Origin of the sequence: Nocardioides sp. (genome assembly GCF_047607185.1) — a bacterium.
Lineage (GTDB): Bacteria > Actinomycetota > Actinomycetes > Propionibacteriales > Nocardioidaceae > Nocardioides.
Genome location: NZ_JASGDQ010000009.1, coordinates 1 through 20580, shown reverse-complemented (window position 1 = coordinate 20580; position 20580 = coordinate 1). Strand labels below are relative to the sequence as shown.

Sequence of the window (20580 nt, the reverse complement as noted above, 5' to 3'; positions counted from 1 at the left end):
GTGCGGGTGTCGACACCCGCACTTCTGCCGACTGGGGGCCTTGTGAGCCCGCACTTCTGCCGACTCGGACCTCTTTGAGCCCGCACTTCTGCCGACTCGGCGTCAGGAGGGGCGGGCCGACTCGCGGACCGCGGCGGCGAAGGCGTCCACATCCGCCTCGGTGGTGTCGAACGTGCACATCCACCGGGCCACCGGGCGCTGCGGGTCGGACTCGTCCCACAGGTAGTACCCGAACCGCTGCTGGGTCGCCTCGACGACCGCACGGGGCAGCCGGGGGAAGACGCCGTTGGCCTGCACCGGCGCGGTGAGCTCGATGCCCGGCAGGCCCTCGATCGCCGCCGCCAGCCGGGCCGCCATCGCGTTGGCGTGGGTGGCGCCGCGCAGCCAGAGGTCGTCGGTCAGCAGCGCCTCGAGCTGCGCCGAGATGAACCGGGTCTTGGACGACAGCTGGGTGGTGAGCTTGCGGAGGTAGAGGACGCCGCGCACCACCGCCGGGTTGAGCACGACCAGCGCCTCGCCGAAGACCATGCCGTTCTTGGTGCCGCCGAAGGAGAGCACGTCCACGCCCGCGTCACGGGTGAACGCCCGCACCGGCACCCCGAGGGAGGCGGCGGCATTGGCGATCCGGGCGCCGTCCATCTGCACGCTCATGCCCAGCCCGTGAGCGTGCGCGGCGAGCGCGGTCACCTCGGCCGGGGTGTAGACGGTGCCCAGTTCGGTGCTCTGGGTCAGCGACAGCACGGTCGGCCTGGCCCGGTGCTCGTCCTCGAAGGCGATCGCCACCCGGTCGACCAGCTCCGGCGTCAGCTTGCCGTCGGGCGTCGGCACGGCGAGCAGCTTGAGGCCGCCGACCCGCTCCGGCGCGCCACCCTCGTCGGTGTTGATGTGGGCCATATCGCTGCACACCACGCCGGACCAGCGGTCGGTGAGGCTCATCAGGCCGACCACGTTGGCGCCGGTGCCGTTCCAGACCGGGTAGACCTCGATGCCCTCGCCGAACAGCGGCGCGAACAGCTCCGGCAGCGCCGCGGTGTAGGCATCGGCGCCGTACGACGTCTGGTGGCCGCCGTTGGCGACGGCCAGCGCCGCCAGCACCTCGGGATGGGCGCCGGAGTAGTTGTCGCTGGCGAAGGAGATCTGCTCGGGATCGTGGCGTGGGATCACGCTGACATCTTGCCGGTGATCCCCCTGGTGGACTCCACCACCCCGCCGAGCTTGCGCACCAGCGCCTCGTAGAACATCGACAGCGGGAACTCGTCGTCGAGCACGTCGTCGACCAGCCGGCGTGGCGGCAGGCTGAAGTCGAGGTCGCGGGCGGCCCACTTCGAGCCCGGATGCGGCGAGAGGTACGACGACACCAGGTCGTGGCCGGCCAGCCAGTGCACCAGCTTGGGCCGGTCGATGCCGGCCCGGTAGAAGTCGTAGATCCGCTGGCCGAGCTGGGCGGTCAGCTCCCGGGCGGCGTCGAAGTCGATCGAGAGCCGGTTGTCGGTCCACCGCACCGCGTCGTGCTGGTGCAGGTGGGCGAAGAGCAGCTGGCCGCCCAGGCCGTCGTAGTTGCGCACCCGGGTGCCGGTGACCGGGAACCGGAAGAGCCGGTCGAACAGGACGGCGTATTGCGCGTCGCGCGCCTGCGGCAGCCCCTCCGTCTCCAGCTCGACCGCCGCCCGGAAGGCGGTGAGATCGCAGCGCAGCTCCTCCAGGCCGTACATCCAGAACGGCTGCCGCTGCCGGATCATGAACGGGTCGAACGGCAGGTCGCCATGGCTGTGCGCCCGGTCGTGGACCAGGTCCCAGAGCACGAACGCCTCCTCGGCGCGATGCTGGTCCTCGATCAGTCCGCGGGCGTCGTCGGGCAGATCGAGCGAGAGCAGGTCGGCGGCGGCGGTCGTCACGGTGCGGAACCGGGCCGCCTCGCGGTCGCAGAAGATGGCGCCCCAGGAGTAGGCCGCCGGGGTCTCCCGGACCGCGACCGTCTCGGGGAAGAGCACTGCGGAGTGGGTGTCGTAGCCAGCGGTGAAGTCGTCGAACCGGATGGGCACGAACATCGGGTTGTCGAACCGGGTGGCCTCCAGGTGGGCGAGCCAGTCCGGCCAGACCTCGTGGATCAGCAGCGCCTCGAGGAAGCGGTCGGGGTTGCCGTTCTGGGTGTACATCGGGAAGACCACCAGGTGCGGGCGGCCGTCGGCGCGCCCGCGCGAGGGGTGGAAGACTGCGAGGGAGTCCAGGAAGTCCGGTACGCCGAGGCCGTCGGCCGCCCAGCGGCGCAGGTCCTCGTCGAGGGCGGTGAGGTAGGCGGCGTCGTGGGGGAGCCTCGGGGCGAGGTCGGCGGCCGCGGCGCGGATGGTGTCCACCAGGGCGATTGGGGCGCCGGGGGCGGAGCCGTCGGGCTGCTGATGGGACCGAAGCTCGCCGACCGCGTCCCGCAGCCGGAGCCAAGCCGGCTGGCTTTGAAGATTTTCCGTCATATCGCCTTCTTTGCCGAAGATCGTTCGCTCTTAGCGTAGATCATCGGAAGTTGGCCGCGCCAAGGCGCGCTGACGTCGTACGTCCGCTCAGTCCGGCATGATCTCGGCTGGGTGGCCGCCGTGGTCGACCAGCGACTGCAGGCCGGCCAGGATCACCGTCACCGCGGTCTCGACGCGGGCGGCCGCCGCGCTGGGGTCCGCGGCCGCGGCCACCGACTCGCCGGCCGACTGCAGCGCACCGAAGAAGATCCGCGCGAAGGTCGTGACCATCTCGTCGTCGTCGACCAGGCCGCTCGCCTTGAGCACGACACGGACGATGTCCTGGACGACGGCGAAGGCGGAGCGCTCCTCCTGCTCCCGGTAGCGCTCGTAGCCCAGCACTGCCGGTCCCTCCTGGATCACGACGCGGCGGTACGCCGGCTCGCGGACCACCTCGAGGAAGGACCGCAGCCCGGTGAGCGCCTTCTCCCACGGGTCCAGCTCGTTCTCGATCGCCCGGGAGATGTGCCTGCTCGCCTCGCTCTCGACCCGCTCGAAGACCGCCTCGAAGAGCGCCTGCTTGCCGCTGAAGTGGTGGTAGAGCGCGCCCTTGGTGACCTCGGCGCCGGCGACGATCGCGTCGAGCGAGGTGCCGGCGTACCCCTGTTCGCTGAAGAGTCGCTGCGCGACCTCGATCAGCGCGCGCTTGGTGCTGGCGGAGTACTGCTGCCGGCGGCTCGCGCCGGGCAGGGGTGGGACCTTGGGCACCAGCTTGCTGACGGACTTCGGCACCCCGCCACTCTAGTGACAGTGGCCTGGGCCACTCCGTGTCGCCGTTGGCATACTCTCGGTATGACACGTACCGTAAGTACGTACTCACGGTATGTGAGTGAACCCGAGGAAAGGAGGCCGACCATGACCTGGACGACCTTTCACAGCCGCGGAGAGATCCTCCGCAACGTCATCGACGTGGCTGACCGTCGTCGTGACGGCCTGCTGCCGATGAGCCTCGACGGTGTCGCGGAGAAGTTCGACGGCGAGCTCGATCTGCTGGGCGCCCTGCAGCTCCGCTGGCACACCCGACTGGCCGGTCGCGTCGAGCAGGAGCTCGCCGGCCAGCCGCTGGATCTCGAAGCCGGCGTGATCGACGCCTGGCGGGCGGTCGCCGCCGAGATGCCCGGCGTCCGCGCGACCCTCGACCACTACCGGGCAGAGCCGCTCGACGAGGAGATGGCGCGGATGCTCGCGAGGGCGGTGGCCAAGGAGCACATCCTGCTCGCCGTAATGGCGGGCCATGCGGCCGTCTCCGATCAGCTCGCCGTCGTCGTGGGTAGCCGGATCGAGCAGCGCGCCAGGGCGCCGTACCGCCCTGTCGAGGTCACCCCGGAGACCAGCCGGCCGAGTCTGCTCGGGCGTCTCAAGGCGGTGCTCGCCGCCTGACCCGAGGCGATGAAACGGCTACGCTGACCTGGCGGCCCCGGTTTCCGGCGCATCCGCAGTCTTCCCTTTGACTGCTCCCTCATCCCTCATGCGCCGGACCGGGGCCGTCTCGTGTGCTGCCTCTGTCCCTGGTGCCCCCGATTGGGCCATGATGGAGCGATGGGCCCAGATTCGGGTGTGATCCCGGAGGGAGAGCTGCGAGCGGGAAAGCTGCTCGTCGCTACGCCTGCCCTCGCGGACCCCAACTTCGCCGACACCGTGGTGCTGCTCCTCGATGTCGATGACGACGGCGCGCTGGGGGTCATCCTCAACCGGCCCTCCCCGGTCGCCGTCGCCGAGGTGCTCGGTCAGTGGAGCGCGCGGGTCGCCGAGCCGGAGGTGCTCTTCCGCGGCGGCCCGGTCGGCACCGACGCCGCCCTGGCCGTGGCGCTGCTGCGCGACCCCACCGACGTACCGGTCGGCTTTCGCGCCGTCGACGGCCGCCTCGGTCTGGTCGACCTCGACACCCCGACCGAGTTGCTCGACGGCAGCCTCGAGGGACTGCGGATCTTCGCCGGGTACGCCGGCTGGGCTGCCGGCCAGCTGGAGGCGGAGGTGGAGGAGGGCAGCTGGTACGTCGTGCCCGGAGAGACCGTCGACGTCTTCGGCGGTGATACCAGCCGACTCTGGCGCCGGGTGATGCGGCGCCAGCCAGGCCAGCTCGCCTGGCACTCCACACGTCCGGCCGACCCCGACCTCAACTAAGAGCTTCCGCCAGTAGGTCTCGCCTGCTGCGCGCCGCGCTGCACGCACGCTGGCTTCGTTGCGGCCGCTCGACAGGCCTCCAGCCTGCCTTCGCGTCCGCGCCTCGCCATCGCGCGCACATCGCGACGCTCGCGACGGCGACACCTACTGGCGGAACCTCTAAGGTGTCCCCATGGTCTTCGGGTTCGGCAGCAAGGGCGGCACCGCCGTCGAGGAGCGCACCCAGCATCAGGAGCGCACCGTCCCGACTGACGAGGGCGACCACGACCGGTTCTCCCACTACGTCGAGAAGGACAAGCTGACCGAGGCCATGGTCATGGGCACGCCCGTGGTGGCGCTGTGCGGCAAGGTGTGGGTGCCCAGCCGCGACGGCACCAAGTTCCCGGTGTGCCCGGACTGCCAGAAGATCTGGGAAGGGCTCGGCGACGACGAGGGCGGTAACGACGAGTGACCGCCCGGACTCCCGCGGGCGAGTCCGGCACCCCCAAGCTTCCTCCGGCCTGGCCGGAGCGAGCGGCCTGGGGCACCGCGACCTCGCTGCGCGCCTGGCAGGCCGAGGCGATGTCGCGCTACCTCGCCGAGTTGCCTCGTGACTTCCTCGCCGTGGCCACGCCCGGCGCGGGCAAGACGACCTTCGCACTGACGGTCGCCGCCGAGCTGCTCGGCCGCCGGCTGGTCGATCGGGTCATCGTCGTCGCGCCCACCGAGCACCTCAAGCTGCAATGGGCGCAGGCGGCCGGCAAGGCGGGCATCCCCATCGATCCCACCTACTCCGCCGGCCAGGGCAAGACCTCCGGCGACTTCGTGGGCATCGCGGTCACCTACGCCGGAGTGGCGGTCAATCCGCTGGCCATGCGGATCCGGGCCGAGCGGTTCAAGAGCCTGGTCATCCTCGACGAGATCCACCATGCCGGCGACGCGCTGTCCTGGGGCGAGGGCGTGCGGGAGGCCTTCGAGCCCGCCGCCCGCCGGCTGGCGTTGACCGGCACGCCGTTCCGCTCCGACGTCAACCCCATCCCGTTCGTCACCTACGCACCCGGGGCCGACGGGATCCCGCGGTCGGTCGCCGACTACACCTACGGCTACGCCGAGGCGCTGCGCGACCACGTCGTCCGGCCGGTGCTCTTCATGGCCTACTCCGGCCAGATGACCTGGCGCACCCGGGCCGGCGACGAGATCGCCGCCCAGCTCGGCGAGCCGTTGACCAAGGACCTGACCGCGCAGGCGCTGCGCACCGCGCTGGACCCCAGCGGGTCGTGGATCCCAGCGGTGCTGGCCGCCGCCGACACCCGGCTCTCGGAGGTACGACGCCACGTGCCCGACGCGGGCGGGCTGGTCATCGCGACCGACCAGGACTCCGCCCGGTCCTATGCCAAGACGCTGCGCGCCATCACCGGGGAGTCCGCGACCGTCGTACTCTCCGACGAGAAGGCCGCCTCGAAGAAGATCGCCGCCTTCAGCGAGGGCGACACGCGCTGGATGGTCGCGGTCCGGATGGTCTCCGAGGGCGTCGACGTGCCGCGGCTGGCCGTGGGCGTCTACGCCACCACCACCGCGACGCCGCTGTTCTTCCAGCAGGCCGTCGGCCGGTTCGTGCGGGCCCGCAACCGGGGCGAGACCGCGTCGGTCTTCCTGCCGTCGGTGCCCACGCTGCTCGGCTACGCCGCCGAGCTGGAGGTCTCCCGCGACCACGTGCTGGGCCGGAGGGTGACCGACGAGGGCGACATCTTCGCCGCCGAGGACGCGCTCATCGCCCAGGCGCAGGCGGGGGAGTCGGCCAGTGCCCAGGAGGCGATGCTGCCGTTCGAGGCGCTGGGCTCCCACGCCCGCTTCGACAGGGTGCTCTTCGACGGGGCTGCGTTCGGCCACGCCGGCGAGGTGCAGGTCGGATCCGAGGAGGAGATGGACTTCCTCGGCATCCCCGGCCTGCTCGACCCCGACCAGATGAAGGCGCTGCTGCAGCAGCGCCAGGCCGACCGTGCCAGCAAGCAGCGGCGCACCACCCAAGAGGAGGCGGCAGAGTCGCTGGCCGAGGTCTCCACCCACGAGCAGCTGGCCACGCTGCGGCGCGAGCTCAACGGCTTGGTCGCTGCCTGGCACCACCGCACCGGCCAGGCGCATGGGATCACCCACGCCGCGCTACGCAAGGAGTGCGGCGGCCCCGCCGCGGCCGTCGCCAACGCCGACCAGCTCAGGGCTCGCATTGAGCGGCTCAGGGAGTGGGCGATCCGCAAGACCTCCTGACCGGTGAGCAGTCCCAAACTGACCTGCAATCCCCGGTGAGCAGTCCCAGACTGACAGCCAAATGCCGGTGAGCGGTCGCAAACTGACATCCCTGAGCATTGTCAGTTTGCGACCGCTCACCGCGATCTTGTGGTCAGTATGGGACTGCTCGGCAGGTTTCGAGTGTCAGTTTGGGACTGCTCACCTGTTGGGCTCGGCGGTCAGTCGGCGTCGGCGACCTCAAGGACCTCAGCCTCCTCAACGGAGCCATGCCCTGGGACGGGAGCGGTCCCGACGAACCGGCGGAAGGTCGCCAGGACGACGAGGGCGACGGCGACGATGCCAGCACCCAGCCAGAACGCGCCCTGGAAGGTGTGCTCGGCGACCTTGCCGGCGACGTAGGCGCCCACCGCGCCGCCGAAGAAGCGGACGAAGGAGTAGGCCGCGGAGGCCACTGGCCGCGGCACGGGGGCGGCGCCCATCACCAAGGTGGTGATCACGGTGTTGGTGATGCCGAGGAAGAGGCCGCTCAGGACCACGCAGGCCACCACGCCCCAGGGCTGGCCCCCGGTCATGCCGGTGGTGGTGCTGCCGTTGGAGAAGACGGCCATCAGTGCGAGACAGGCGGCGAAGCCGACCAAGGCGATCACGATGGAGATGAAGGTGCCCACTCTGCGCTCCAGCCAGGTCGCACCCCAGATCGAGGTGAAGGCGAGGGCGAGGCCCCAGCCGAAGAACACCCAGCCGATCTCCGAGGCGCCGAAGTGGGTGGACCCCAGGGCGAGCGGGTAGGGAGCCACCGACATCAGGGTGAACATGCCGAAGTTGTAGAAGAGCGCGGCGACGGCGACGACGAGCAGGCCGGGGTACTTCAGGGCCTTGATCGGGTCGGAGATCTTGGTCTTGGTCTCAGGCTTCGGCGTGGGGGGCAGGAAGCCCAACGTGGCCACCAGGCCGATGGCCATCAGCACGGCGACGCCGAAGAACGGCCCACGCCAGCCGATGTGCTCGCCAAGCTGGCCGCCCACGATGGGGCCAAGTCCGATGCCAATGCCGAGCGCGGACTCGTAGAGCAGGATGGCCTGCTTGAGCGGACCCGTGGTGAGGCTCACGATGGTGGCCAGCGACGTGGCGATGAAGAGCGCGTTGCCCAGGCCCCAGAAGGCGCGGGCCGCGACGATCCAGCCGACGCCGCCCCAGTAGTCGCCCAGTCCGGCGTTGAAGGCGAGATTCGCCAGGCCGCCGACGGCGGAGAAGACCACGATGATCGCGAGTCCCAGGATCAGCGTCCACTTCACGCCGATGCGCGAGCTGACCCAGCCGGTGATCAGCATGGCGACCGCTGTGACCACCAGATAGGAGGTGAACAGCAGCGAGACGTCGCCGGACGAGGCGTTCAAGTCCGCCGCGATCGCGGTCAGGATCGGGTCGACGAGGCCGAGGCCCATGAACGAGACGACGCAGGCGAACGCTACCGCCCACACGGCCCTGGGTTGCTGGAGGAGTGAGCCTTTCGGCTCGGTGCCCGTACTGGTGACGGTGCTCATTGGTTCCCTTCTGGAGTGTCGAGGAGGTCGCGCAGGACAGCGACGGCCGTCGCGAGCTCTGCCTCGGAGTGGTGATGGCGGGAGAGGCGGTCCAGCACCGTGGTGCCGAATGCGTTGCGCCGCTGGGCGAGCACGGCGCGGCCAGCGGCAGTCAGGCTGACCACACTGCGGCGGGCATCGTCGGGGTTGACCTTCTTGGAGACGAGGCCGTCGTCGGCCAGCTGGGCGACCGCGGCCGACATGGTGGGCTGCGCGCAGCGGTCGAGCCTGGCCAGGCCGGTGACGCTGAGCTCGCCGTACTGGTCGAGCAGCGAGAGCACGCGGGTGTCGGCCGGGGTGTCGTGCAGGTGCCGGATCAGCCGTACGACGCGGACGGTGTAGACGACCAGATCGGTGCTCAGCGTCAGTGCCGTGTCGGTCTGGGTCATCGTCTCTCCTCGATTTACATAGGAAAACTATGCATATGTCCTCAAGGTACACCCACCGGATCGATGAGCGTCGATTTCCGTGCTCAGTGTGGCGGAGATGACAGCGCTTGGCCGATGCGCGGCAGCCCTCGCACCGAGGAGGAGAGCAGCGGAAGCAGCGCGATCACGACATAGCCGACACCGGCAGCCAGCAGCACCTCGCTCAGTCCGAAGGCGTTGGCGAGCGGGCCCATCGCCAGCTGGCCGACGGGGATCGCGGCGAAGGAGCCCAGCTGGTCGTAGGAGTAGGCGCGGGAGAGCATCGCCTCGGGGACGTGCTCCTGCATCGCCACGTGCCAGCCGAGGCTGAAGAGCTGCACGCCGACGCCGGAGATGAAGCACGCCGCCAGCACCGGCCAGGTCGAGGGCCACAGTCCGAGCACGACCATCGGCATCCCGAAGAACGCGCAGCCCACCATGCCCAGCAGCAGCGGCCGCTCCAGCCGCCACCTCATCAGCGCCAGCGTCGAGGCCAGCGCGCCCAGCGCCTGCGCCGACATCGCCAGACCCCAGCCGCCGGCGCCGATGTCGGTGGTGGTGGCCCGGAGCGGACCCAGCGTGTTGAGGCCGCCCTCGGCCAGTGCGTTGAGGACGGCGAAGATCGCGACGACCAGCCACAGCCACGTCGTACCGTGGAAGAAGTCCCACCCCTCCCGCAGCTCGGCCAGCATCCCCGGCCCGTGCTCGGTCGCCGTCGGCAGGTCGACCGGCGCCAAAAGCCAGGCCGCGAGCAGCCAGGTGAGGGCGTCGATGGCGAGCGCCCAGCCAGGGCCGATCGTCACCACGAACGCCGCCGCGACGCCCGGTCCGAGCACCATCAGCGTGGCGCGGGTGAGGGAGAGCAGCGCGTTGGCCTGCTGCAGCTGCTCGCGCGGGACGAGCTGCGGCACGATGCCGTTGAGCGCCGGCAGGCCCGCCGCCGCGACGACGCCGTTGACGGCGGAGAGCGCCGCGAGCGCCCACAGCTCGGCGTGGCCGGTCAGCAGCAGCAGCGCGATCACCCCCTGGCTGACGCCCGAGAGCACGCTGGACCCCTGGATCACCAGCCGCCGCCCCCAGCGGTCGGCCACCACGCCACCGAGCAGCAGGAAGGCCACCATCGGCAGGGTGCGAGCGGCCAGTACGACGCCGAGCGCGGTCGCCGACGCGCTCACCGAGAGCACCGCGAACGCGAGCGTCACCGGCGCCATGGTGTTGCCGACGAGGTTGACCGAGCGCGAGAGGAAGAACCACCTGAACGCGGGCTCGCGCATGGGAGACATCGCCGAGATCGAAGTCACAGGCGGGACCTTAGCCCGGTACGGGGTGGATGTCGCCCGAACGGACAGACCCAATGGAGTGGTCTGGACAGCTACTCCGTGGCGGCCACCACGACGCCGGCCGCGGTCATCTCCTCGGGCGGAGTCGCGATAGTCCGGTGGGTCGCCGAAGTGGGCGCCGGGGTCGATGTGGTGGTCCTTGGTGCGACAGGCCCTAGACGAACCGCGTCGGGATGACCGGCTCGCCGCGGGCCAGCGACCGCGCCTCGATCGGCAGCTCGGCCCGGGCCGACTCGTGGCGGGCGCGAGCCTGGTCGAGCGACTCCCGGCCGACGACCTCGCCGTCGCGCACCAGCGGGACGAGCAGCGCCCGGTCGCTCTGCTGGGTCTTGGGGCGATCGTCCACCGGGGGAGCGCCGATCCCCAACAGCTCCGCCTCGGCGACCCCGTCAGCCGAGCGGCGGCGCAGCGCGAACTTCCGGCCGCCCACCGACGCCTTGTCCACGCTCTTCTTGGCCACCGGCTCCAGCTCGCCGGAGGCGCCCTCCCGGGCGACCAGCTTGTAGACCAGCCCGACCGTCGGATGGCCGCTGCCGATCACGAGCTGGGTGCCCACGCCGTAGCCGTCCACCGGCGCCGCCGCCAGTGCCGCGATGGCGAACTCGTCGAGGTCGCTGGTCACGATGATCCGGGTCTTGGTCGCGCCGAGCTCGTCGAGCAGCGAGCGCACCTGCACCGCCAGCACGCCCAGGTCGCCGGAGTCGATCCGCACCGCGCCCAGTTCCGGCCCGGCCACCGATACGCCGATCCGGACCGCCTCGGCGATGTCGTAGGTGTCGACCAGCAGCGTGGTGCCGGTGCCGAGTGAGGCCACCTGGGACCGGAAGGCCTGCTCCTCGGTGTCGTGCAGCAGCGTGAAGGCGTGCGCGCTGGTGCCGGTGGTGGGCACGCCGTACCGCTGCCGGGCGGCCAGGTTGGAGGAGGAGGCGAAGCCGGCGACGTACGCCGCCCGGGCGGCCGCCACGGCCGCCTGCTCGTGGGTGCGTCGCGACCCCATCTCGATGCACGGCCGGCCGTCGGCGGCCATCGTCATCCGGGAGGCCGCCGAGGCGACCGCCGAGTCGTGGTTGTAGATCGAGAGCAGCAGCGTCTCCAGCAGCACCGCCTCGGCGAAGGTCGACTCCACCACGAGCAGCGGCGACTGCGGGAAGTAGACCTCCCCCTCGGGGTAGCCCCACACGTCGCCGGTGAAGCGGTAGGAGGCCAGCCACTCCAGCGTCGGGTCGTCCACCGCTCCGGCGAGCGCGGCGAGGTCCTCCTCGTCGAACCGGAACGCCTCGATCGCCTCCAGTGCCCGCCCCACGCCGGCCACCACGCCGTACCGCCTGCCCTCGGGCAGCCGCCGCCCGAACATCTCGAAGACCGAGCGCCGCCCGGCGGTGCCGCCGGCCAGCGCCGCCTGCAGCATGGTGAGCTCGTAGTGGTCGGTCAGCAGCGAGGTCGTCACGGGCACCATCCTGCCGCCTCGTGCCACCAAGGGTGAGTCATCGACCACTCTCGGCAGCACGACGCCTACCATGGGCCTATGTCCGCGCCGAGCCCGGTGGAACTCGCCCCGGATGAAGAGCAGAGTCCCATCGCTGACGACCTCACGACCCGAGCGACCCCCTGGGTCACCATCGTGTGGAACGACCCCGTCAACCTGATGTCGTATGTGACCTACGTCTTCCAGAAGTACTTCGGCTACTCCAAGAAGAAGGCCGAGAAGCTGATGATGGAGGTGCACCGCGACGGCAAGTCGGTGGTGAGCAGCGGCGGCCGCGAGGAGATGGAGCGCGACGTGCAGGCGATGCACGAGTACGGCCTGTGGGCGACCCTGGAGCGGCAGGAGTGACTCCCTAGATGAACACGGGATTCGCCCGGCACCGCAGGTCGGGCCACATCTTCGCGACCTTCACCGGCTTCGAGGCCGACCTGCTGCGCTCGCTGGCCGGGCAGCTGGTCGAACTGCTGCGCAACGAGTCGGCGGCCCAGGTCGAGGTCGACCCGCTGGAGGCGATGCTGGACTTCTCCGGCCCGACCACCGAGCCCGAGGACCCGGTGCTGGCGCGGCTCTTCCCGACCGCCTACCGCGACGACGCCGAGGCCGCCGGCGACTTTCGGCGCTTCACCGAGCAGACGCTGCGCGACGGCAAGGCGGCGGCCGCGAGCGCGATCATCGACGGCCTGGAGGAGGCTGGGCTGCCGCCGGAGCTGACCGTGGACGGCCTGATGATCGACGTCGAGCTCGACGAGCCGACGGCGCTGACCTGGATGCGCTCCTTCACCGACCTGCGGCTCGCGCTCGCCACCCGGCTCGGCGTCGAGGAGGGCGACGAGGGCTACTGGGCCTCGCTGCCGGCCGAGGACCCGCGCGGCCAGGCCCACGATATCTACGACTGGGTCGGCTACCTGCAGGAGACGCTGGTCGCCGCGCTGTCCCGCTGATCGGGACCGGTCGGGAGGTACGACGCCACGCAACTAGGCTGTGCTCCCGTGCTGACCATCACCCAGGCGACGTACGACGCCATCGTCGCCCATGCCAAGCGGGACCACCCCGACGAGGCCTGCGGCATGGTCGTCGGACCCGTCGGGTCGGACCGTCCCCAGCGGCTCGTCGAGATGCTCAACGCCGCGGGCTCGCCGACGTTCTACGAGTACGACTCGATGGAGCTGCTGCGGCTCTACCGGGAGATGGACGACCACGACGAGGAGCCTGTCGTGATCTACCACTCCCACACCGCGACCGAGGCCTACCCCAGCGTCACCGACGTCAACCTGGCCGCCGAGCCGGGCGCGCACTACGTGCTGGTCTCGACGCGAGAGCACGGAAACAACAGCGGACCGGTAGAGTTTCGCTCCTACCGGATCGTCGACGGCGTCGTGACCGAGGAAGAGATCCAGGTCGTCGAAGCGTTCACTGCGTGAGATCTGCCAGGCGACCCCGAACAACCGAGGAGAAGACAGTGGCCATCGAGGTCCGCATCCCGACCATCCTGCGCACCTACACCGCCGGCGAGAAGGCCGTCACCGGTGAGGGCGCCAGCCTCAGCGCGCTCATCGACGACCTCGAGGCCAACCACCCCGGCATCAAGGACCGTCTGCTTCAGGACGGCGAGCTGCGCCGGTTCGTCAACGTCTACGTCAACGACGAGGACGTCCGCTTCCTGGGAGGCCTCGAGGCCGAGCTCAAGGACGGCGACCAGGTCGTCGTACTGCCGGCCGTCGCGGGCGGCGCCCGCGAGCGGGCCGAGCGGGCGGCCCGCTAGCTCCTCATGGTCCGCTACGACAGCCTGCTGGCCTCCGTCGGCAACACGCCGCTGGTGGGCCTGCCGAGGCTGTCGCCGGCCCCGGAGGTCCGACTCTGGGCGAAGCTGGAGGACCGCAACCCGACCGGCTCGATCAAGGACCGCCCGGCCCTGAAGATGATCGAGGAGGCCGAGAAGGACGGACTGCTCCGGCCCGGGGCGACCATCCTGGAGCCGACCTCGGGCAATACCGGCATCTCGCTGGCGATGGCGGCCAAGCTCAAGGGCTACCGCATCGTCTGCGTGATGCCGGAGAACACCTCCGCCGAGCGCCGCCAGCTGCTGCGGATGTGGGGCGCCGAGATCGTCTCCTCACCGGCCGCCGGCGGCTCCAACGAGGCGGTCCGGGTCGCCAAGGGGCTGGCCGCCGAGCATCCCGACTGGGTGATGCTCTACCAGTACGGCAACGCCGCCAACGCGCTGGCCCACGAGGAGGGCACCGGCCCGGAGCTGCTGGCCGACCTGCCCTCGATCACCCACTTCGTCGCCGGCCTGGGCACCACCGGCACGCTGATGGGCGTCTCGCGGTTCTTCCGCCGGGCCAAGCCCGAGGTGCGCATCGTCGCCGCCGAGCCGCGCTACGGCGAGCTCGTCTACGGCCTGCGCAACCTCGACGAGGGCTTCGTCCCCGAGCTGTACGACGCCTCGCTGATCGACACCCGGTTCTCGGTCGGCCCCCGCGACGCGGTGCGCCGGGTCCGGGAGCTGCTGGAGCTGGAGGGCATCTTCGCCGGCATCTCGACCGGCGCCATCCTGCACGCCGCGCTCGGCCAGGCCGCCAAGGCGATCCGCGACGGCGTGCCCGCCGACATCGCGTTCGTGGTCGCCGACGGCGGCTGGAAGTATCTGTCCACCGGTGCCTACGAGGGCACCGTCGACCAGGCCGAGGAGCGGCTGGAGGGCCAGCTGTGGGCGTGAGCGGTCACGTCTGGCGCCGAGACGGCGCCCTTCGTGGCAGAGCCGGTCACGCCGTGGTGCTGCTGGCCCTGGTCGCGGCGCTGCTCGTCGGGCCGGCCCCGGCGCACGCCGACGACCCGGCCCCCGGCTCGACCGACCCGGCCCAGGTGCTGACCGCGACCGGCGGCCAGCGGGTCAAGGGCACCGCCCGGCTCGGCCGCACGCTGCGGGTGCGGACCGGCCGCTGGTCGATGCCACTCGACTCGCTCACCGTCCGGTGGCTGCGCGACGGCGAGCCGATCGTCCCGGCCCGCAAGGCCGGCAAGCGTCGCTACCAGCCCACCTGGCGGGACGTCGGTCATCGGCTCAGCGTGCGGATCACCGCCGTCTCCGGCATCCAGACGGTCAGCGTCGACACCGCGTCGACGACGAAGGTCAAGCACCTCCACGACGTACGCCGCACCATCCGCTACGAGGTCCGCAGCCGAGGCAACGTCACCGCCGACCTGGCCACATTCGAGAAGCTGGCCCAGCAGACCTACGACGACCCGCGCGGCTGGCGGGCGGCGGGCATCCGGTTCGTCCGGGTCGAGTCGGGCGGGTCGATGACGCTGTGGCTGGCGGCGGCCAGCGAGCTGCCGCGGTTCTCCGCCCAGTGCAGCAGCCAGTGGAGCTGCCGGGTCGGCCGCAATGTCGTGGTCAACCAGGACCGCTGGCAGGGCGCGTCCTCGAGCTGGAACGCCGCTGGCGGCTCGCTGCGCGACTACCGCCACCTGGTCGTCAACCACGAGACCGGCCACTTCCTCGGCCTCGGCCACTCCGGCTGTCCGCATCCGGGTGCCCCCGCGCCGGTGATGATGCAGCAGTCCAAGGGGCTCTCCGGCTGCCGCTTCAACCCCTGGCCGACCGCCGCCGAGATCGCCAAAGTGTCACCATGACACGGTGAGCGGGGTGGGGTCGGGGCACACGTGACAGCCGTTTCGGCGTGACATGGGTCAAGGGATCGTGCCTTGGACCGGCGATGCGTCTACCGTGGTCGCTCGTGCGCACCCCGATCGCTGACGTCGATGCCCCGATCGGCATCTTCGACTCCGGGTTCGGCGGGCTGACCGTGGCCCGGTCGGTGATCGACCAGCTGCCCCACGAGTCGGTCCTCTACGTCGGCGACACCGCCCGGGCGCCGTACGGCCCCAAGCCGATCGCGGAGGTGCGCGAGTACGCCCTGGAGTGCCTCGACCACCTCGTCGACCAGGGGGTGAAGGCGCTGGTCATCGCCTGCAACAGTGCCAGCGCCGCGATGCTGCGCGACGCCCGGGAGAGGTACGACGTCCCGGTGGTCGAGGTGATCCTGCCGGCCACCCGCCGCGCCGTGGCAGCCAGCCGCACCGGCCGCATCGGGGTGATCTGCACCCACGCCACCGCCGAGTCGATGGCCTACGACGACGCCTTCGCCGCCGCCCCGCACGTCGAGCTGTTCACCCAGGTCTGCCCGCGCTTCGTCGACTTCGTCGAGGCCGGCGTGGTCGGCGGCCCGGAACTGCTCGCGGCGGCCCACGACTACCTCGACCCGCTCACCAGCGACGGCGTCGACACCCTCATCCTCGGCTGCACTCACTACCCGCTGCTCACCGGCGTCATCTCCTATGTCATGGGGGACAACGTCACCCTGGTCAGCAGCGCGGAGGAGTGCGCCAAGGACGTCTACAAGATGCTCGCCCGGACCGGCCTGATGCGGGAGTCCGGCGAGCCCACCCACCGATTCCTCACCACTGGCGCGCCGGATGACTTCGAGACCATCGGCCGGCGCTTCCTCGGGCCGGAGATGGTCGCCGCCTCGCAGTTCGTGGGAGGACTTGCCTGATGGAACTGACGATCGTGGGCTGCTCGGGGTCCTACCCGGGCCCGGACTCCCCGGCGAGCTGCTATCTCGTGACGGCGAACGACGGGGAGCGGGACTGGCGGATCCTGCTCGACCTCGGCAATGGCGCGCTCGGCGCGCTGCACAACTACGCCGACCCGCTCGCCATCGACGCGGTGCTGCTCTCGCACCTGCACGCCGACCACTGCGTCGACATGACCTCCTATTACGTGCTGCGCAAGTACCACCCGTCCGGGGTGCAGCCGAGGATCCCGGTCCACGGCCCCAAGGGCACCGCCCGCCGGCTGGCGAAGGCCTACGACCTCCCGCACACCCCCGGCATGAGGGAGGAGTTCTCCTTCCACCGGCTCCACGACACCTTCGAGATCGGCCCGTTCACCATCACCCCGGTGCGCGTCGACCACCCCGTGCCCGCCTACGCCTTCCGTGTCGTCGTGGGGCAGAGCGTGCTCGCCTACACCGGCGACACCGGCCCGACCGACGCGCTGGTCGAGCTGGTGAAGGACGCCGATCTGCTCCTCGCCGAGGCCGCCTTCCGCGAGGGCGACGACAACCCGCCCCACCTCCACCTCACCGGCCGTGAGGCGGGCGAGTACGCCGCCAAGGCGGGCGTCAAGCGGCTGGTGCTGACCCACATCCCGCCGTGGCACTCGCGTGCGGACGCGCTCGCCGAAGCGGTCGAGGTCTACGACGGCCCGGCCGAGCTCGCCGCCGCCGGAGCCGTCTACACCCTCTGAGAGCGCGTTTGAGAACTCGGAGGCGCCGGCCCCGCCGCCCAGCTTCTCGAAGACCCGCTCCCGGTCGCGCCAGCCGCCGTGCGCGATTCACAGCGATCTGACAGGGTGGGGGAATGATCAAGGTCGAAGGACTGACAAGGAAGTACGGCGACTTCGTGGCCGTCGACGACGTGAGCTTCACCTGCCAGCCCGGTCGGGTGACCGGCTTCCTCGGCCCCAACGGGGCGGGCAAGTCGACCACGATGCGCGTCATGGTCGGCCTCACGCCGCCCTCCAGCGGCCAGGTGACCATCGGCGGGCTGCGCTACCAGGACATCCCCAACCCGGCGCGCCACGTCGGCGTGCTGCTCGACGCCTCCGCGCAGCACGGCGGCCGCACCGGCCGCGAGGTGCTCGCCCTGGGTGCCCGGACGATGGGCCTGCCCGCCTCCCGGGTCGACGAGATGCTGGCGCTGGTCTCGCTGACCCCGTCGGAGGCGAAGCGGCGCATCCGCAACTACTCCCTGGGCATGAAGCAGCGACTCGGCATCGCGCACGCGCTGCTGGGCGATCCCAAGGTGCTCATCCTCGACGAGCCGGCCAACGGCCTCGACCCGGCCGGCATCCGGTGGATGCGCGGCCTGCTCAAGGGCTACGCCGACCGCGGCGGCACCGTGCTGCTCTCCAGCCACCTGCTGCACGAGGTGGAGCAGATCGCCGACGAGATGATCCTCATCGGCCGGGGCCGGATCGTCGCCCAGGGCACCCGGCAGAGCCTGCTCGACGGCCACGCCGGCCAGAAGCAGACCCTGGTCACCTCGCTGGACAACGCGGCCCTCGCCGCAGCCCTGGCCGGTAAGGGCGTCGCCGTGGAGCCCGCCGGCAACGGCCTGCGGGTCAGCACCACCACCGACCAGGTCGGCCGCGCCGCCATCGAGGCGCAGGTGGTCCTCACCGACCTCCGCGACGGTGGCGGCGGCCTGGAGGAGCTGTTCCTGGAGCTCACCGCCGACACCCAGCGCGAGGCCCCGGCCTCGCTCGCCGCCCCGACTCCCGAAGGGACCATCTCATGAGCACCGCGACCCCCGCGCTGACCCTCGACACGGCGAGCACGCCGGGCATCCCGTTCTCGCGACTCGTGGGCGTCGAGTTCCGCAAGTCCTACGACACCCGCGCCGGCTTCTGGCTGCTGGCTGTGATGGGCATCCTGGTCGCGGTCGCCGAGGTGATCGCGGTGCTGGTCTGCCTCCTCAACGACATCGACTCCATCACCTTCGGCACCTTCGCCACGGTCGCCGGGGTGATCACCGGGCTGCTGCTGCCGGTGCTCGGCATCATGCTGGTCACCACCGAGTGGACCCAGCGCTCGGCCATGGTGACGTTCACCCTGGAGTCGCGCCGTACCCGGGTCATCCTGGCCAAGCTGCTCGTCGGCCTGCTGCTCACCTTGGCCACCATCGTCTTCGTCGTGGTGGTGGGCGCGATCTGCAACGCCGTCTTCGTCGCCTTCGGCGGGGAGACCACCTGGGTGGACAGCGAGTTCGTGCAGGGCATCGTCGGCTTCGCCCTCAGCCAGGCGCTGGCGATGATCCTGGGATTCGCCTTCGCCGCGCTCTTCCTCAACACCGCGGCCGCGATCGTGATCTACTTCGCCTACTCGTTCGTGCTGCCCACCCTGTTCGCGATCGGCTCCGTGACGATGGACTGGTTCGACAAGCTGGCCGACTGGATCGACTTCAACGCCGCCCAGCAGCCGCTCTTCGAGATCGTCGACATGACCGGCAAGGAGTGGGCGCAACTGCTCGTCTCCGGCGCGATCTGGCTCGGCATCCCGCTGGTGATCGGGCTGCGCCGGATCCTGCGGGCCGAGGTCAAGTAGCCCGCTAGGGTCGTCGTTGTGACTACCCGTGCTGACGGGCGCGCCGACGACGAGCTGCGCCCCATCAAGATCACCCGCCACTGGCTCGACCACGTCGCCGGCTCCGTGCTGGTGGAGTTCGGCCGCACCCGCGTGCTGTGCGCCGCCTCCGCCTCCGAGGGCGTGCCGCGCTGGCGCAAGGGTTCCGGCCTCGGCTGGGTGACCGCGGAGTACGCCATGCTGCCGGCCTCGACCAACACCCGCTCCGACCGCGAGTCGGTCAAGGGCCGGATCGGTGGCCGCACCCACGAGATCAGCCGGTTGATCGGCCGCTCGCTGCGCGCCGTCATCGACTACCGGGCGCTGGGCGAGAACACCATCCAGATCGACTGCGACGTCCTCCAGGCCGACGGCGGCACCCGCACCGCGTCGATCACCGGGGCCTACGTCGCGCTGGTCGACGCGGTCGCCTCGCTCGGCGTGCCCGCCGCGCTGACCGGGTCCGTCGCCGCGGTCTCGGTCGGCATCATCGACGGCGTCCCGCGACTCGACCTGCCCTACGAGGAGGACGTCCGGGCCGAGACCGACATGAACATCGTGATGACCGGCACCGGCTCCTTCGTCGAGGTGCAGGGCACCGCCGAGGGGGCGGCCTTCTCCCGCGCCGAGCTCGACGCTCTCCTCGCGCTGGGGGAGAAGGGCTGCGCCGACCTCACCCGGCTCCAGGAGGAGTCGCTCGTCCCATGACCGCCGAGAGGTCCCGGATTGCCCCGCGAGAGGTCCCGAACTGCCCCCCGAGAGGTCCTGGATTGCCCCGCGAGGGGTCTCGAACTGCCCTCCGAGAGGTCCTGGATTGCCCCACGAGAGGTCTCATCACGACATGAGCAGGATCTTCGTCGCCTCCCGTAACGCCAAGAAGCTGGCCGAGATGGAGCGCATCCTCGCGCCGCTGATGCCGGACGTCGTGGTCGTCGGCCTCGACGACGTGGCGTTCTACGACGAGCCGGTCGAGGACGCGCCCACCTTCGAGGGCAACGCGCTGCTCAAGGCCCGCGCCGGGTTCGCGGCGACCGGGCTGCCGACGGTCTCCGACGACTCCGGGCTCTGCGTCGACGCCCTCAACGGGATGCCGGGGGTGCTCTCGGCCCGCTGGTCCGGCCAGCCGCGGGGCTCGACTTTGGGGCAGGACAAGCGCAACAACACGCTGCTGCTCGACCAACTGCTCGACGTGCCCGACGAGCGCCGCACCGGCTACTTCATCTGCGCGGTGGCCTTCGTCTGGCCCGGTGCCGACGGGATCGAGCAGAGCCTGGTGGTCGAGGGCCGGATGACCGGCCGGGTGCTGCGCGAGGAGCGCGGCGCCAGCGGCTTCGGCTATGACCCGCTGTTCGAGCCCGACGCCACCCCGGGCCGGACCTCGGCCGAGCTCAGCGTCGAGGAGAAGGACGCCGTTTCCCACCGCGGCCAGGCGCTGCGCGAGATCGTCCCGAGGATCGCGGCCGCACTGTCATGAATCCTGCCCACCGGCAGCGCGACCACGCCGTCCGGCTCGAGTGGGGACCGGTCGGCGCGGCGGCGCTGGCTCCGGTCGACATCGCGGTGGTGGTCGACGTGCTGTCGTTCACCACGACGCTGACGGTGGCGGTCGAGCGGGGGATCGAGGTGATCCCGTTCCGCTGGCATGATGAGCGCGCGGCCAGGGTCGCGGCCGAGCGCGACGCCGTGCTCGCCATCGGCCGGCCGGAGGCCGGCCCCG

At 70.9% G+C, this 20580-nt stretch carries 23 protein-coding genes and 1 pseudogene; 17 read left to right on the top strand and 7 right to left on the bottom strand.

The features are described from left to right. Nucleotides 1-102: 102 nt before the first annotated feature. The 3 genes from QM595_RS01250 to QM595_RS01240 form a co-directional block, all read right to left on the bottom strand. Entirely contained in the window at nucleotides 103-1164 is a 1062-nt protein-coding gene (locus QM595_RS01250) for a threonine aldolase family protein (protein WP_415169700.1), read from the bottom strand. Then, nucleotides 1161-2468, bottom strand: coding sequence for a DUF6421 family protein (locus QM595_RS01245; protein ID WP_415169699.1), 1308 nt, complete (start codon nucleotides 2466-2468; stop codon nucleotides 1161-1163). The genes QM595_RS01250 and QM595_RS01245 overlap by 4 nt, the downstream gene beginning before the upstream one ends. Nucleotides 2469-2555: 87 nt before the next feature. Continuing rightward, nucleotides 2556-3239, bottom strand: coding sequence for a TetR/AcrR family transcriptional regulator (locus QM595_RS01240; protein ID WP_415169698.1), 684 nt, complete (start codon nucleotides 3237-3239; stop codon nucleotides 2556-2558). 123 nt (nucleotides 3240-3362) lie between these two features. On the opposite strand from QM595_RS01240, the gene QM595_RS01235 reads away from it, so the two are divergent. The 4 genes from QM595_RS01235 to QM595_RS01220 all read left to right on the top strand — a co-directional run bounded on the left by QM595_RS01235 (nucleotide 3363) and on the right by QM595_RS01220 (nucleotide 6875). Next, nucleotides 3363-3887: a hypothetical protein gene (locus QM595_RS01235; protein WP_415169697.1), complete on the top strand. Its 525-nt coding sequence runs from the start codon at nucleotides 3363-3365 to the stop codon at nucleotides 3885-3887. Between the two features lie 177 nt (nucleotides 3888-4064). Beyond that, nucleotides 4065-4631, top strand: coding sequence for a YqgE/AlgH family protein (locus QM595_RS01230; RefSeq protein WP_415169696.1), 567 nt, complete (start codon nucleotides 4065-4067; stop codon nucleotides 4629-4631). A 172-nt stretch (nucleotides 4632-4803) separates the two neighbouring features. Continuing rightward, nucleotides 4804-5082: a DUF3039 domain-containing protein gene (locus QM595_RS01225; RefSeq protein ID WP_415169695.1), complete on the top strand. Its 279-nt coding sequence runs from the start codon at nucleotides 4804-4806 to the stop codon at nucleotides 5080-5082. A gap of 110 nt (nucleotides 5083-5192) precedes the next feature. Continuing rightward, nucleotides 5193-6875 (top strand): DEAD/DEAH box helicase, encoded by a 1683-nt coding sequence (locus QM595_RS01220; RefSeq protein ID WP_415169701.1) that lies wholly within the window; start codon nucleotides 5193-5195, stop codon nucleotides 6873-6875. A 200-nt stretch (nucleotides 6876-7075) separates the two neighbouring features. Here the strand turns inward: QM595_RS01220 and QM595_RS01215 are convergent, their stop codons facing one another. From QM595_RS01215 to QM595_RS01200, 4 genes are all read right to left on the bottom strand, one after another. Beyond that, nucleotides 7076-8401: an MFS transporter gene (locus tag QM595_RS01215; protein ID WP_415169694.1), complete on the bottom strand. Its 1326-nt coding sequence runs from the start codon at nucleotides 8399-8401 to the stop codon at nucleotides 7076-7078. Beyond that, nucleotides 8398-8829, bottom strand: a complete 432-nt coding sequence (locus tag QM595_RS01210) for a MarR family winged helix-turn-helix transcriptional regulator (protein WP_415169693.1) — start codon at nucleotides 8827-8829, stop codon at nucleotides 8398-8400. Before QM595_RS01210 ends, QM595_RS01215 begins: the two co-directional genes overlap by 4 nt. Before the next feature lie 83 nt (nucleotides 8830-8912). Then, nucleotides 8913-10130 (bottom strand): MFS transporter, encoded by a 1218-nt coding sequence (locus QM595_RS01205; RefSeq protein ID WP_415169692.1) that lies wholly within the window; start codon nucleotides 10128-10130, stop codon nucleotides 8913-8915. A gap of 211 nt (nucleotides 10131-10341) precedes the next feature. Continuing rightward, nucleotides 10342-11634 (bottom strand): nicotinate phosphoribosyltransferase, encoded by a 1293-nt coding sequence (locus QM595_RS01200; protein ID WP_415169691.1) that lies wholly within the window; start codon nucleotides 11632-11634, stop codon nucleotides 10342-10344. A gap of 78 nt (nucleotides 11635-11712) precedes the next feature. Between QM595_RS01200 and clpS the strand changes: the two genes are divergently transcribed. From clpS to QM595_RS01135, 13 genes and pseudogenes are all read left to right on the top strand, one after another. Next, nucleotides 11713-12021 (top strand): ATP-dependent Clp protease adapter ClpS, encoded by a 309-nt coding sequence (gene clpS, locus QM595_RS01195; protein WP_415169690.1) that lies wholly within the window; start codon nucleotides 11713-11715, stop codon nucleotides 12019-12021. A gap of 8 nt (nucleotides 12022-12029) precedes the next feature. Next, nucleotides 12030-12614, top strand: coding sequence for a DUF2017 domain-containing protein (locus QM595_RS01190; RefSeq protein WP_415169689.1), 585 nt, complete (start codon nucleotides 12030-12032; stop codon nucleotides 12612-12614). A 48-nt stretch (nucleotides 12615-12662) separates the two neighbouring features. Then, on the top strand, nucleotides 12663-13094 hold the full coding sequence (locus QM595_RS01185; RefSeq protein ID WP_415169688.1) for a Mov34/MPN/PAD-1 family protein: 432 nt from the start codon (nucleotides 12663-12665) through the stop codon (nucleotides 13092-13094). 38 nt (nucleotides 13095-13132) lie between these two features. Next, nucleotides 13133-13435 (top strand): MoaD/ThiS family protein, encoded by a 303-nt coding sequence (locus QM595_RS01180; protein WP_415169687.1) that lies wholly within the window; start codon nucleotides 13133-13135, stop codon nucleotides 13433-13435. Nucleotides 13436-13441: 6 nt separating this feature from the next. Beyond that, complete coding sequence (locus QM595_RS01175) at nucleotides 13442-14392, top strand: PLP-dependent cysteine synthase family protein (RefSeq protein WP_415169686.1); 951 nt, start codon at nucleotides 13442-13444, stop codon at nucleotides 14390-14392. Continuing rightward, nucleotides 14389-15309: a DUF3152 domain-containing protein gene (locus tag QM595_RS01170; RefSeq protein WP_415169685.1), complete on the top strand. Its 921-nt coding sequence runs from the start codon at nucleotides 14389-14391 to the stop codon at nucleotides 15307-15309. Before QM595_RS01175 ends, QM595_RS01170 begins: the two co-directional genes overlap by 4 nt. Before the next feature lie 104 nt (nucleotides 15310-15413). Then, on the top strand, nucleotides 15414-16232 hold the full coding sequence (gene murI, locus QM595_RS01165; protein ID WP_415169684.1) for a glutamate racemase: 819 nt from the start codon (nucleotides 15414-15416) through the stop codon (nucleotides 16230-16232). Continuing rightward, nucleotides 16232-16987, top strand: a complete 756-nt coding sequence (locus QM595_RS01160) for an MBL fold metallo-hydrolase (protein ID WP_415169683.1) — start codon at nucleotides 16232-16234, stop codon at nucleotides 16985-16987. The genes murI and QM595_RS01160 overlap by 1 nt, the downstream gene beginning before the upstream one ends. A 113-nt stretch (nucleotides 16988-17100) precedes the next feature. Next, entirely contained in the window at nucleotides 17101-18039 is a 939-nt protein-coding gene (locus QM595_RS01155) for an ABC transporter ATP-binding protein (RefSeq protein WP_415169682.1), read from the top strand. Further along, entirely contained in the window at nucleotides 18036-18845 is an 810-nt protein-coding gene (locus QM595_RS01150; protein WP_415169681.1) for an ABC transporter permease, read from the top strand. Before QM595_RS01155 ends, QM595_RS01150 begins: the two co-directional genes overlap by 4 nt. An 18-nt stretch (nucleotides 18846-18863) precedes the next feature. Continuing rightward, nucleotides 18864-19571 carry a ribonuclease PH gene (gene rph / locus QM595_RS01145; RefSeq protein ID WP_415169680.1) on the top strand — a complete coding sequence of 236 codons (708 nt, stop codon included), beginning with the start codon at nucleotides 18864-18866 and terminating at the stop codon, nucleotides 19569-19571. Between the two features lie 133 nt (nucleotides 19572-19704). Beyond that, nucleotides 19705-20337 (top strand): non-canonical purine NTP pyrophosphatase, encoded by a 633-nt coding sequence (locus QM595_RS01140; RefSeq protein WP_415169679.1) that lies wholly within the window; start codon nucleotides 19705-19707, stop codon nucleotides 20335-20337. Further along, nucleotides 20334-20580, top strand: a pseudogene (locus tag QM595_RS01135) (2-phosphosulfolactate phosphatase); the annotation flags it as partial. The gene QM595_RS01140 and the pseudogene QM595_RS01135, both read left to right, overlap by 4 nt.